Raw genomic sequence first — 12,767 nt, 5'->3', positions numbered from 1 at the left:
CATCACGTGGGCGACCGGGGCCGGGCGGCGGTGATTCCGCCGCCCGGCCCGTCGGCCCACGATCAGCCGCCGACCGCCGTGTTGTAGCCGTCCACGATGTTCTGCAGGGCCTTGTCGGCCGACTGCTGGCCGTTGATCGCCTTGCCGAGCTCCGTCTTGGTCGGGTCCTCGGTGAGGCTCTTGCCCTTCAGCACCCAGTTCGTCTGCGCGTTGTTGAAGTAGCCCGAGATCGGGGCGTAGAGCGGGATCTCCTCGTTGTAGAGCTTGAACGCCGCCTGCGCCGCCGCGGACTTGAAGGGGTACTTCGGGGTCAGACCGCTCTCGACCGGGAGGAACCCGGAGGTCTCGACCAGCTCGGTGTAGTTCTTCGGCTCGTACACCCAGGACATGAACTTCTGCGCGGCGGTGGCCGCGGCGCCGTTGTTGTTGAAGCCGACCATCATGCCGCCGCTGTTGACGTCACTGGCCTGCACCGGCTGGGCGGGGGTCGGGACGCTCGCCCAGTCGAACTTCTTGATGCTCGTCGCGAAGGCCGGAACCTGCCACACGCCGGACCAGTAGGCGACCACGTCACCGCTCTGGAACATGGCGGACGGGTCGGCGCCGCTGGTCCACACCGACTTCGGCATGACCTTGTCGTCGTTCAGTCCGACGAAGTACTCCACGGCCTTCTTGGTCGCGGCGTCCGCCGAGAACTTGCCGGAGGAGTCCGCGTGGACGTACTTCCCGCCCATCTCGTACACCATGGCGCGGAGCCGGGACGGAGACTGGTCGAACGTCAGGGAGTACTTGGCGCCGGTCTTCGCGCGCACCTTGTTCGCCGCGGCGATGAACTCGGTCCAGGTCCAGGTCTTCGCGGGCGAGGCCGGGACGGCTACGCCGGCCTTCTCGAACAGCGACTTGTTGATGAACAGGCCGGACGCGGTGACGTCCGAGGGGATCGCCAGCACCTTCCCGGACGAGTCCTTCGCGAGGAAGTTCGAGTTGATGTTGTAGCTCTTGTTGTTCGCGATGGACTTGAGGTCGATCAGCTTGCTCGACCAGATCGGGTCCAGCGCGGGCACGTCCGCCACGTCGGGCAGCGAGTTCGCCTGCGCGGCGTTGTGCAGCTTCGTCGTGTACCCGTCGTAGGGGATGTTGACGAGCTTGACCTTGACGCCGGTTTCCTTCTTGTACTGCGCGACCAGCTTCTTCCAGCCCGCGTCCTGCCCCGGAACCGTGGAGATCCAGAACGTCAGTGACTTCGCGTTACCGCCCGAGCCGGACCCCGACCCGCAGGCGGAGAGCAGCAGGGCACCTGACACAGCGACGGCAGCGAGGGGAACCAGGCGGCGCATGCCGCCGCGGCCGAGTCGGCTGGAGCGCCGCACACCCACAGTGGTCATCTTCGATCCCTTTTTCGTCGTAGGGGACGGAGCACGGCGCCGACCGATGCGGCACGGGTGCATTTTGCAGGAAAGGTCGCTTTCCGGGGGCACGGCCTCGCCCGGCCGCGTCGTCCACACGGAGTGAGATCCCCGGCCGTCCTGGCCGTCACCGCACAAGCACACCCTCGTGCGGTTGCCGTACTTCGCGTACGGGCTGAGAAGCCTCACCCCAAGTCGGTGTCCCGACCGACTTAGAAAGCGCTTGTCCGGACATTGGCAGACCAAGTCGGAGGCCGTCAATCCTTCGCCCCCGCACCATCGGTCACGGTTTGGACTCCTCTGGCGACCGCGAGCCGGGCCGCGCCCACCACGGTGCCGAGATCACCGACCGTGCTGCTGACCACCTCGGTGGGCCAGCTCAGCCGCCCCAGCTCGGTCCGTACACCGGGCAGGAGCTGCGGGTCCGTGCCCGTGCTGCCCCCGAGGACGATCAGTCCCGGGTCCAGTACGGCGGCCACGGCGGCGGCCAGCCGGCCCACGTCGGCGGCGTGCCGGCCGACCAGTGCGCTCGCCGTGTCGTGTCCCTGCCGGGCGAGGGCGAAGAGCTGGTCCGCGCTGCCGGGGCACGGTTCGCCGGTGTCCGGCCAGGCGGCCGCCGCCCGGCGCAGCAGCGAGCGGGCGCCCACGTACTCCTCCAGGGCCTCACGGCGCGGCTCCACGGCGTCGTCCCAGGGGTAGGGCAGCCGGGCGAGCTCACCGGCCGCGCCGTTCGCGCCGCGCAGCACATGGCCGCCGACGACGATGCCGAGGCCGATACCGACGCCGATCCGGAGATAGCCGAAGGTGGTGCGGCCCCGGGCGGCGCCCTCGTGCAGTTCGGCGAGGGCGGCGCAGTTGACGTTGTTCTCCAGGTGGACCGGCACGCCCGGCGGCAGGGCGACCGTCATGGCGTCGAACACCGGGCCCGCCTTGGCCGTCGCGGGGCGCATCCCGGCGCCCGCCCGGTCCCGCGCGGCGACGTCACCGACGGCGACGACGACGGTGCGCAGCGGGGTGCCGGCGGGCAGCGCGCCGAGGGCCTCGCGCACGGCGTCGGCGGCATCCTCCCGGGAGCCGGTGGCCTCGGCCAGCAGGGTGCCGTCGAGGGCGCAGCCCCGCACCCGGGTGAGGGCGGGGCCGAGATCGACGGCGAGTACGGCGCCCGCGGCCGGGCCCAGACGGTATACGGCCGCGTTGCGTCCCGTGCCGCCGGAGGCGGTGCCGGAGTGGGCGGCGAGCCGGACGTTCTCCAGTTCCACCACGGCGGAGGACACCGTCGGCTTGGACAGGCCCGCCAGGGTCGCGAGCTGCGGCCGGGTCGCACTGCCGGCTCTCGCCAGCACCGCGAACACCGCACTCGCGCTCTCGGTCAGCCGAGACGCCTGCGCCACGACGTGTTCCACACTTCCCCCAGTTCACAGGCCGCGTCCCCGATGGGTGTCCGTGGGATGCGGCGATGGGATGTCCTGACGTCACGCGGCCCGGACAACGGTCCCTGTGACCGAGTTCGCGATGACTCTTGACGCACTGTACTTCGTTAGTTAACTTCCTAACGAACGTCACGGTACTCGCCTGCCGTGGTCCGTCAGAAGCCCGTCCCGGGGCTTCCCTAGTGCTTGAACTGCCGTTCCCCCGGACACGGTTCGCCCAGCCGTCGCAGCACCGCGCAACGACGAAAGAGGTTCCGTGCAGGACTTCACGCCCCTCGTGGTCGGCATCGACGTGGGTGGCACCAAGACACATGTGCGCGCGTGCGCGGGCACGGATGTCGTGGCCGACCACATCCGTGCGAGCAGCGGCTGGCGGCCGCACGACCCCGCGGCCGCCGCCGACTGGCTGACCGCGCTGGTCCAGGACACCCTGCCCGCCGACGCGCACCCGTCTTCGGTCGCCGTGGGCGGGCACGCCTGTGAGACACCCCGCCAGTGCGCCGGGATCCGTGCCGCGCTGGAGGAACGTCTCAAAGTGCCCGTACTGGTCGTGGGGGACGCCGAACTGCTCGTCCCCGCGGCCGGGTTGGACAAGGGGGTCGGCCTGGTCGCCGGTACCGGTTCCGTCGCGGTGGGTCTGCTCGCCGACGGCGGCCGGCTCCAAGTGGGCGGCTGGGGCGCGGTGTTGGGTGACGAGGGCGGCGCCGCCGGTCTCGTCCGCGAGGCGGCCCGCGCCGCCTGGGCAGCGCACGACCGCGGCGAGGCCCCGGACGAACTCGCCCTGGGACTCGTCGAGGCGTTCGGCGTGGCCGAAGTGCCCGGTCTCGGCGCCGCGCTGGAAAGCGCTTCCGACGTCTCCGCCGACTGGGGGCGCCACGCCCGTGTCGTCTTCGCCGCGGCCGACGCCGGCTCGCTCCTCGCGCGCGAGGTGATAGCCGAGGCCGGCCGGTCCCTCGCCGCACTCGTCGTACGGCTCGCCGAACGCGGCGTCCCCGTCGACGACGTGGTGGTCTCGGGCGGCACCGTCCTCGCCCAGCCCCGCCTGTACGACGCCCTCACCGTCGCGCTCGCCGAGCGGGTGCCGGGGGCGCGGCCGTGGCCCATCCAAGTGCCGCCCGTCGAGGGCGCCGTGGCATTGGCCCGATCGATCCTGTGAACCGCACGGCCCCCGTTCACCCGGGGGTCATGTCGTGGACGCCGAACCCCCTCCGACGGGACACGGCTCGCCGCGAATCTTCGCACGTACGCACCAGTTGACGTATGCGCTTTCTCGCGTCGTACGGTGCACCCCGCACCACAGCCGATCGCACCACCCTCCCTGGTCGCACGACCTCGCCGGCCTCATCGGCCGTAGAACTCAAGAGAGGCACACCCATGCCGTCACCCGCCGGGCAGCGCACGAATGCCGTTCGACCCGCCGTGAACAGACGTGGTTTCCTCAAGACCTCGCTCGGCGCCTCGGCCGGTGTGGTCGCCGCGCCCACGCTGGTCAGCTGGCTGGCCACCGCGGACGCCAAGGCCGCCACGGCTCCGCTCGCGTTCGTCGACGACTACAAGACGAACGTCATCGCGAACCTGACGCCCGAGACCAATGCCGTGGTCCGGGTCCTCGGCGGCATGGCGCAGATATGGAAGACCGGCGCCGCCTGGAACACCGGCACGCCGCTGCGCCCCGAGATCCTGCGCGCCAACGTGCGGTACTGCGTCGACCTCACCACGCACCGCACCGAGGCCCAGGCGAAGGAGGCGTTCCTCTACGACCGCCAGCACCAGAGCTACGCGATGATCGCGGGCCTGGGTCCGCTGGCCGACCTGTACAAGTCCGGTGCCCTGGCGGTCACTTCGATCACCAGCGCTCCCGACGGGACGCCCGCCACCACGATCAACGACGCCGTCCCCGCCGACGCGCCCGCCGGTTCCGCGCTCGGCGCCGGCTCGCACGACTCCGCGCTCGGCAAGGTGGCCGAACTGGTCGACACCGTGCGCGGCAACTACGCGTCGGGCAACCCGGGCAAGTACGCCTACCAGTACCCGCGTCCGTGGCGCATGAACGAGAAGAGCGAGGTCGTCGACACCGGCACGGTCGACGCGCTCGGCTACCCGGTCTACGACTCGAAGGTGGTCGTCGCGCCCCAACTCCTGCGCCAGCGCAGCACGTCACCGGTCGACGACGGCGGTTTCCCCAGCGGTCACACCAACGCCTTCCACCTGGCTGGCCTCGCCTACGCGTACGCCGTGCCGGAGCGTTTCCAGGAACTGGTCACCCGCACCTTCCAGTTGAGCCACACCCGGATCATGGCCGGCATGCACTCGGCGGTCGACGTCATGGGCGGCCGCATCATGGCCACCGCGCTGGCCGCCGCCACGCTCGCCGACCCGGCCAACGCGGCGCTCAAGGCGGCGGCGCGCGCGCAGGCCCTCGCCTACTTCGAGGCGAAGACCGGCACCACGGCGGACACCCTGTACGCCTACGCCCACTCGGCGACCACCGCGACCGACCCGTACGCGGACCGGACCGCCAACTCCCGTCTGGTGGAGCCCAAGTTCACCTACGTCCTGACCCGCAGCGGCCGTGACAAGGCGCTGACCGTGCCCAAGGGCGCGGAAGTGCTGCTGGAGACCCGGCTGCCGTACCTCGACGCGGCGCAGCGGCGCGAGGTGCTGCGCACCACCGCGCTGCCGTCCGGGTACGTCCTGCTCGACGGTTTCGAGCAGTGGGGCCGCCTCAACCTCTTCGCGGCGGCGGACGGTTACGGCTCCTTCGAGTCCGACGTCGTCGTCGCCCTCGACGCGGCGGCCGGTGGCTTCGGCGCGGCCGACACCTGGCGCAACGACATCGACGGCTGCGGCGGCCTGACCAAGCAGGGCACCGGCACGCTCACCCTGACCGGGCACAACGCGTACACCGGCGGGACCGTGCTCAAGTCCGGTGCGCTGGTGGCCGGTTCGGCGCACGCGCTGGGCCACGGTGACGTGAGCGTGCTCGACGGTGCGCTGCGGGTCTCCGAGTCCGTGCAGATCCACGGCGCCTACACCCAGCAGTCCGCCACCCTGGAGGTCACGCTCCGCTCGGGCCACCAGCCCGCCGTCGAGGTCACCCGGCGCGCGACGCTCGGCAGGGGCAGCACGCTGACCCTGCGGTTCGACGCCGAGCACCCGCCGGTCGCGGGCTCCACGGTGCGGGTCCTGAGCGCGTCCTCGCTGCGCGGCCAGTTCGACACCATCACGGTGAACTCGGACAAGCTGCGGGCCGTACCCGTGTATACGGCGGAAGGTCTGTCGGTACGACTCCTGAAGCGGTGACGCCCCTGGTGGCGGGAGCGATGCGACAGTAGGGCCATGACCCGGCCCCGGCTCGCTCCCGCCACCACGCGACCGGCCTCACCGCAGGGCGGATGATGGCGCGCGAACAGCACTCGGTCCTCGACCCCGACACGCTCGACGACGGCGGTGGCGGGGACTCGCCGCCGCGCGCCGACGGCTCGCGGTCGACACGCCTCTACGCCGGGCTGCGGCGCCGTAAGCGATGGCTGTTGCCCCTCTTCGTGGTGGTGCTGCTCGCGCAGATGGCCGCCGTGATGGTCACGACCGCCGTGCAGCAGACACCGACCATCGACGAGCCCGTGTACGTGGCCACGGCCACCGTCTATCTGCGCGAGCACAGCCTCGACTACAACCCCGAGCACCCGCCCCTCGGAAAGCTGGTGATCGCCGCCGGAATCGCGATCGCCGATCCACACTTCGACGCCAACTACCAAGGTAACCAGGGGGCGTTGGGACGCCATCTGCTGTACGAGTCGGGCAACGACCCCTGGCGGCTGATGTTCTGGGCGCGGTTGCCGGTGATCGTGCTGACGCTGCTGTTCGGGCTGGTCGTGTTCGCGTTCGCGCGTGAACTCGTGGGCCCGGCACGGGGGTTGGTGGCGCTCGCCCTGTACGCGTTCTCGCCGGATGTCGTCGCGCACGGCTCGCTGGCGACGCTCGATGTGCCGGAGGCCGGCTTTCTGCTGACGTCGGTGTGGCTGCTGTGGCGGGCCAGACGGCGACCGCGGATGTATCTGCCGCTCGCGGGGGCCGCGCTCGGGGCCGCCGTGGCGACGAAGATGAGCGCTCTGCCCGCCGTCCCCGTCCTCATGCTCCTCGCCGTCGCGTCGGTGTGGTCCGCCCGCCGCCCGGCCGAACGCGCTGCCCGGCTGCGGACGCTGGCGCTCGGGGTCGTGGGCGCGGCCGTGGTGGCGGTGGTGGCGCTCGCCGTCGTATGGGCGTCGTATCTCGTCGTCGATCCGCAGCTGCGGTTCACGTCCACGGAGCCGGTGCCCGTCATCGACGGGCTGCGCGGGCAGTTGGTTCCTCTGTTGCCGTTCCCGCGGGCGTTCCGGGACGGGATGCTCATCCAGTTCGGCATGGAGGACTACCCGTGGCAGGGCTTCCTGTTCGGGCACCTCTACACCGGGTCGCACTGGTACTACCTGCCGGTGGCACTGATGGTGAAGACCCCGCTCGGCATGATCGCGCTGTGGATGGCGGGTGCCGTCGCGGTCGTGGCGGTACGGCGGTTGCGGCCCGCGGCGCCGTATCTGCTGGTCCCGACCGCCGTGTTGCTGGCCACGGCGATGGACGGCTCGCGGGACTTCGGCACGCGCTACGCGATCTTCGTGCCGATGTTCCTGGCGGTCGCGGCGGCCTGTGTGCCGGCGCTGCGGTCGTGGTGGCGGTGGGCTCCGCTGTCCACGGGGCTGCTGGTGGCGTTCGTCGCGGTCAGTTCGCTGCGGACGTTCCCCTTCTATCTGCCGTACTCCAACGAGGCGTTCGGCGGTCCGTCGAAGACCTATCTGCGGCTGCACGACTCCAACGTGGACTGGGGCCAGGACCTCGGCCGCCTCGCAGACCGGCTGCGCGAGCGGTACGCGGGCGAGCGGATCTGGCTCGTCTACAAGGGCAGTGGTGTGCCGTCGTACTACGGCATCGAGTCGGCCGATCCGCGCAAGGCAGGGGTGCGCGATGTGCACGGGCTGCTGGTCGTCTCGGACACCGCGATCGACAAAGCACAGGGGAAACTGGCCGAGTTGATCGACAGCAGTCGTCCGATCGATCAAGTCGGTCATTCGATCACGATCTACCGGCGCTGATCACTCTCTGGTCACAACGCTCTGTGAGCTATGTTGAGTGGCTGTGGGAGACAAAGGAGGCGCACCGGTGCCATCGCCGCAGCAGGCACGCGCCCAGGCATCCGTGATCACCTCGGGAAAAACCGACCCGGAAGTCGGCGCGGCACCGACGTCCCAACTCAGGGAACTCTTCGACGGGCCACGGCTGTCACCGGGCCAACGGCGCATCGCCCAGTACCTGATCGAGCACATCACCGAGGCGGCGTTCCTCTCCATCACCGACCTCGCGGAGCGCGTCGGCGTCAGCCAGCCCTCGGTGACCCGGTTCGCGGCGGCGGTCGGCTTCAGCGGTTACCCGGCGCTACGGGAGCGGCTACAGGCGATCGCCCTGCGGACCCTCGCGGGCGGCCCCGCGGCGGAGGAGAACCGGAGCAACGAACTGCAGGCCGCGGTCGACGCCGAGATCGCGAACCTGGAGAACCTGCGCCGGGACTTCGCCGACCCCGACCGGCTGATCGAGGTCGGCCGCGAACTGTCGGCGTCCACCCCGCTCACCGTCCTCGGCCTGCGCATCTCCGTCTCGCTGGCCGAGTACTTCGCGTACGCGGCGCGCCGCATCCACCCCGACGTACGGCTGGTGACCCGCGGCGGGAGCGTCGCCTACGACGCGATCCTGCAGTCCCGCGAGGCGGGCGGCACCTGGCTCCTCGCGTTCGACATGCCCCGGCACGCGCACGAGACGCTCACCACGCTCCGGGTGGCGCGCAGCGCCGGGCTCAAGGTGGCCCTCGTGACCGATCTGGCGCTCGGCGCGCTGGCCGACGAGGCCGACGTCACCTTCGCCACCGGCACCGGCTCCCGCCTGGTCTTCGACTCGTACGCGGCTCCCGGCGTGATGGCCTCCGCGCTGCTCCAGGCCATGACGGACGCCGATCCCGAGCGGACCCAGGCCCGCCTGGAGGACTACGAGCAGATCGCCGAGCAGCACCAGTTCTTCATGCGGGACTGACCCGCCACTCCCCCCTCATAGGCATGCACACCGGGGCGATTACGCCCATTTCGCGCATGAATGTTTTCATACGCCTTGCAAAGCGGACGGCATATATAAATACTGCTCACGGATCGCACCCGCCCCGAGAAAGCCCGGTCCGCCCATGCGCACCTCCGCTCGACCCGCCGCGCCGGCGACACCCGCTTCCCGGGGCCCTCTCACGGGCACGCCCAGCCGCCGTCTCCTACCCGCGTCGGCGCCGGACGTGTTCGGTCGGGCATCGCCTCCGCGAGCGCCCAAGGCGGCCTCGGCCATCCCCTGGGCCGGGGCCGCCTCACACCGTCGACCCACCCCCGCGACGCCGCACACCGGGAAGCGATGACATGCAACTGACCACCACGCGCATCAGCCAGGACTGGCCCTGTCAGGTCAAGACGCCCGGCAGCTACGACTGGGAGCGCTCGGCGGCCAAGTGGCTGCGCGAGCTGGTGCCGGCCCGCTACGCCAGCTACCCCGCGTTCATCCGCCACCCCGTGCTGCTCGCCCGCCACGCGCAGATCCAGGTCCAGCACGAGATCCGGGTGGCCCGGACCGCCCTGCAGACCGCGCGCGCCGACCTGCCCGGCATCGGCCTGCCCGAGTCGGTCATCGAGCACACCATCAAGCTGTACGCCGCCGAGGTCCTCCAGCTCCAGCACATCGCGCGCAGCGTGCGGGCCGTGACCGAGGCCCTGGTCGGGCACAGCACGGGACGCTGACCCCACCGCCGGCCGGGGTCAGTCGTCGTCGCGGTGCCGCCAGTACCAGAACACGCCCACGACGAGGGCCAGCAGCAGGACTCCGGGCAGGATCAGACCGGGAACGCGGGAGCCGCTCATCGGAATGGCCTTCGGTTCGGAACGGGCACGACACCGCCGACCTGCGGCGCCGCGCTGTCCATGATGAGGCTCTACGGCCCCGTCACCACCGACTTTCCGCAGGCCTTGCCGCGTGTTCGAAACCCCGGGTGCTCGAAACCCGTACGCCTACTGGCCGTTGTCGAGCGCCGTGCGGGACTCCAGGTCCTTGCGGGTGTCGTCGCCGTACACGCCGTTCTCGTCGCCCCGGATGCCGTACCAGAGCTGGAAGCGGGCGACCGCTGCCGTGAGCGTCGCGTCGTACTGCCCGCTGGTCGAGCCGTTCTCGTAGACGTTGGGGATGCGCAGGAGCCGCTGTTCCAGCTCCTTGACCTCGGGGCCGCTGTCGCCCTCGCGGAGGGTGCCGGCGCCGTCCGGGTCGCCGGTGGTGGCACTGCTGGCCGTGGCGGACGCCACCGGAGTCGGCGTGCTGATCGGCTGGGCCGTGCTGGCCTCTCCCTTGCCCGGCAGCAGCAGGGCGCAGGCGAAGCCGACCAGCGCGGCGGCGCTCACGCCGACCACGATCGCGGCCCGGCGCAGACCCGGTCCGAAGGGGCCGGTGGCCGGCAGCGGGTGCGACTCGCCGGGTACGGGCGGCAGTTCCTGTGTCTCGGCCTCGGAGCCGAAGAACGGCCGGGGCACCGGCACGGACTCGAAGACGGAGGAGTCCCGGCGGGGCTCCCGCAGCAGCTCCGCGAGGTTGTCGGAGCGGCGGCGGCGCAGGACTCGGGCGGGTTCCAGGACCGGGCCGCCGGACGACGATCCCGGTTCGGGCGGTGTAGACACACTGCTCTCCTTCCGTTCCGCGCGCACGGATGTCCGCCATCCCCCTGGAGAGATACGCGCGCACGGCCACCGGAGTTCAGTGCGGCACGCGCTCACTCACAGAAGGACGGTGAGGCCTGGACGAACCGGTGCAGGGAGGCCTTCAGCGCGGCGACGAAGGCGTCCCGCCGCGTGTCGTCGAGCGCCTCAAGGGAGAGGTAGGGGTTGAGGTCCTCCAGCTCGACCAGGAGCAGTCCGCCGTCCGGGGCGCGGCAGGCGTCGACGCGCTGTATGCCGTGGTCGATGCCGTTCCAGTCGATGAACCGCTGCGCGAACTCCAGGTCCTCGGGGGCGGGTTCGTACGGTTCCAGCTGCCAGCGCTTCTCGGTGTCCGGGGCGTAGAGGGCGTACTGGAAGTCGTGGTCGACGAAGTAGAAGGACACCTCGTACGAGAAGTCGACGCACGGCTGGACGAGGACGCTTCCGTCGGTCAGCGCGGGCAGGCGGTCGGCCGGGACGATCTCCAGCCCTATGGAGTCGGCGCCGAGCTTGGGCTTGACCACATAGCGGTCCGTGCGGGGCAGCCGGTCCAGGTCCTCGACGCGGTCGACGGTCGGGATGACCGGGAACCCGGCGGCGCTCAGGTCGAGGAGGTACTGCTTGCCCGCCATGTCCGCCCGGCCGGAGAGCTGGTTGTAGACACGGGCCCCGGTGCGGAGCGCGCGCTCGCGGAACGCGTCGTACTCAGCCTGGTAGCCGAGTACGGGACCGCTGTTGCGGACGACGACCGCGTCGAAGCCGTACATCAGCGCGGCCGCGTCCAGCGGATGGCACAGCGCCAGGTCGAAGTCCTCGCGCAGCCGGGAGGTCAGGTCGATGTCCTCGTCGCAGTAGCGGCGCCCGCGCGCGGGGTACGTCAGGTCGGTGACGTACAGGACGCGGGGGCGGGCGAGGGGTGTGGAGGGCATGCCGGTTCTCCTTGGTCGAGAGCGTTCACCGAGAGCGTTCGCGCGGAATGATCAAAACGGTCGGCCCGTGGTCACCGGACGAGCGTTCCGGCTCCGCAGGACGAGCGGATCCTCAACTCGGGGAGGAGTTCGACGTGTTGACGCGGGGCCGGCCGGCGTCCGCCGCCTCGCTCGGCGATCCGTTGCAGGAGGAGCTTCGCGGCCGACTCCCCCACCGCCCGCTTCGGCGGGGCCACGGCGGTGAGCGGTACGTCGGCGAGCGGGGCGACCTCGTCGTCGTAGGCGATGAGTGCCAGATCGTCCGGGACCCGGATGCCGCGCGCCTGGAGCCGGGGCACGAGCACGATCGCGTCCTCGTCGCTGTGCACGAGGGCGGCGGTGACTCCGCGCTCGCGGACCGCGTCGACCAGGTAGTCCACGCTCGACTCGTAGTCGCCGTGTTCGCGGACAGACGGGGCACCCCGGGCGTCGTCGAGGCCCAGGGAGCGTACGGCCGCCTCGTAGCCCGCGCTGATCTGCGCGGCGTGCGGGCCGTCCTGGAGTACCGCGGTGATCCGGTGATGGCCGAGGGCGGCGAAGTGTCCGACGGCGATGGCGGCCCCGTGGGCGCGGTCGGTGCGCACCCGGTCCAGGGCGGCGGCGGGGTTGCCGGGCGGGGCGGAACGCTCGACCAGGACGGTGGGCACGCCCCGGTCGAGGAGCCACTGTTCCTGGCCGCCGACGGGGACACCGCCCGGCCAACTGGGCGCGACGAGCAGCCCTTGCGCACCGCCCGCGAGGAGGTGCCCGGCCTGGACGGCGTCCTCCGCGTCGACGTATCCGGAGACTCCGAGCACCAGTCGGCCGCCCCGCGCTCCCACGGCCTCGCGGGCACCGCGCACCATGTCGGCGAAGATCGAGGCGGTGGTCGGCACGATCATTCCGATCACAACGCCCTCGGCGGAGGGAGCGGAATCGGCGGCCTCGGCGGACTTCTGTCGCGCCGCCCGCATCCCGACGGCGCTCTCGCCGCCCGGCCACACCACCGCGCCGTGCAGCCGGTGCACCCTGCCCTGGCCGGCCAGCGCCTCCACATCCCGCCTCAGGGTGACGGCGGAGACGCCGAGTTCGGCCGCGAGCTCGGCGACCCGCAGGCTGCCGCGCTCACGGACGAGTTCGAGCACCCGCTCATGGCGCTGGTCGACGTGCGGTCGCATGGGTCCC

The 12,767-nt window shown here is 71.3% G+C and carries 10 protein-coding genes; 5 read left to right on the top strand and 5 right to left on the bottom strand.

Going from position 1 to position 12,767, the window contains the following annotated elements:
* Nucleotides 1–62: 62 nt before the first annotated feature.
* Nucleotides 63–1,385 carry an extracellular solute-binding protein gene (locus tag OG496_RS49500; protein ID WP_366491507.1) on the bottom strand — a complete coding sequence of 441 codons (1,323 nt, stop codon included), beginning with the start codon at nucleotides 1,383–1,385 and terminating at the stop codon, nucleotides 63–65.
* Nucleotides 1,386–1,663: 278 nt separating this feature from the next.
* The gene (locus OG496_RS49495; RefSeq protein WP_405975588.1) at nucleotides 1,664–2,797 is read right to left on the bottom strand and encodes an ROK family protein; all 1,134 of its coding nucleotides are present in this window, start codon (nucleotides 2,795–2,797) and stop codon (nucleotides 1,664–1,666) included.
* 295 nt (nucleotides 2,798–3,092) lie between these two features.
* On the opposite strand from OG496_RS49495, the gene OG496_RS49490 reads away from it, so the two are divergent.
* The 5 genes from OG496_RS49490 to OG496_RS49470 all read left to right on the top strand — a co-directional run bounded on the left by OG496_RS49490 (nucleotide 3,093) and on the right by OG496_RS49470 (nucleotide 9,693).
* On the top strand, nucleotides 3,093–3,992 hold the full coding sequence (locus tag OG496_RS49490) for an N-acetylglucosamine kinase (protein ID WP_405975587.1): 900 nt from the start codon (nucleotides 3,093–3,095) through the stop codon (nucleotides 3,990–3,992).
* Between the two features lie 218 nt (nucleotides 3,993–4,210).
* Nucleotides 4,211–6,139, top strand: a complete 1,929-nt coding sequence (locus OG496_RS49485; RefSeq protein WP_405975586.1) for a phosphatase PAP2 family protein — start codon at nucleotides 4,211–4,213, stop codon at nucleotides 6,137–6,139.
* A 92-nt stretch (nucleotides 6,140–6,231) separates the two neighbouring features.
* Nucleotides 6,232–7,965, top strand: coding sequence for an ArnT family glycosyltransferase (locus OG496_RS49480; RefSeq protein WP_405975585.1), 1,734 nt, complete (start codon nucleotides 6,232–6,234; stop codon nucleotides 7,963–7,965).
* Nucleotides 7,966–8,032: 67 nt separating this feature from the next.
* On the top strand, nucleotides 8,033–8,953 hold the full coding sequence (locus tag OG496_RS49475) for a MurR/RpiR family transcriptional regulator (RefSeq protein ID WP_019064418.1): 921 nt from the start codon (nucleotides 8,033–8,035) through the stop codon (nucleotides 8,951–8,953).
* A gap of 365 nt (nucleotides 8,954–9,318) precedes the next feature.
* On the top strand, nucleotides 9,319–9,693 hold the full coding sequence (locus OG496_RS49470; protein ID WP_019064417.1) for a hypothetical protein: 375 nt from the start codon (nucleotides 9,319–9,321) through the stop codon (nucleotides 9,691–9,693).
* Nucleotides 9,694–9,960: 267 nt separating this feature from the next.
* On the opposite strand, the gene OG496_RS49465 is transcribed toward OG496_RS49470, so the two are convergent.
* The 3 genes from OG496_RS49465 to OG496_RS49455 all read right to left on the bottom strand — a co-directional run bounded on the left by OG496_RS49465 (nucleotide 9,961) and on the right by OG496_RS49455 (nucleotide 12,760).
* Complete coding sequence (locus OG496_RS49465) at nucleotides 9,961–10,617, bottom strand: peptidoglycan-binding protein (RefSeq protein ID WP_405975584.1); 657 nt, start codon at nucleotides 10,615–10,617, stop codon at nucleotides 9,961–9,963.
* A gap of 92 nt (nucleotides 10,618–10,709) precedes the next feature.
* Complete coding sequence (locus tag OG496_RS49460) at nucleotides 10,710–11,564, bottom strand: hypothetical protein (protein ID WP_405975583.1); 855 nt, start codon at nucleotides 11,562–11,564, stop codon at nucleotides 10,710–10,712.
* A 71-nt stretch (nucleotides 11,565–11,635) separates the two neighbouring features.
* Nucleotides 11,636–12,760 carry a substrate-binding domain-containing protein gene (locus OG496_RS49455; RefSeq protein ID WP_405975582.1) on the bottom strand — a complete coding sequence of 375 codons (1,125 nt, stop codon included), beginning with the start codon at nucleotides 12,758–12,760 and terminating at the stop codon, nucleotides 11,636–11,638.
* Nucleotides 12,761–12,767: the final 7 nt, after the last annotated feature.

Source organism: Streptomyces sp. NBC_00988 (genome assembly GCF_045162645.1).
In the GTDB taxonomy this organism is placed as follows: domain Bacteria; phylum Actinomycetota; class Actinomycetes; order Streptomycetales; family Streptomycetaceae; genus Streptomyces.
Note: the sequence above shows the minus strand (reverse complement) of the source record. Positions and strands in the feature narration are given on the sequence as shown.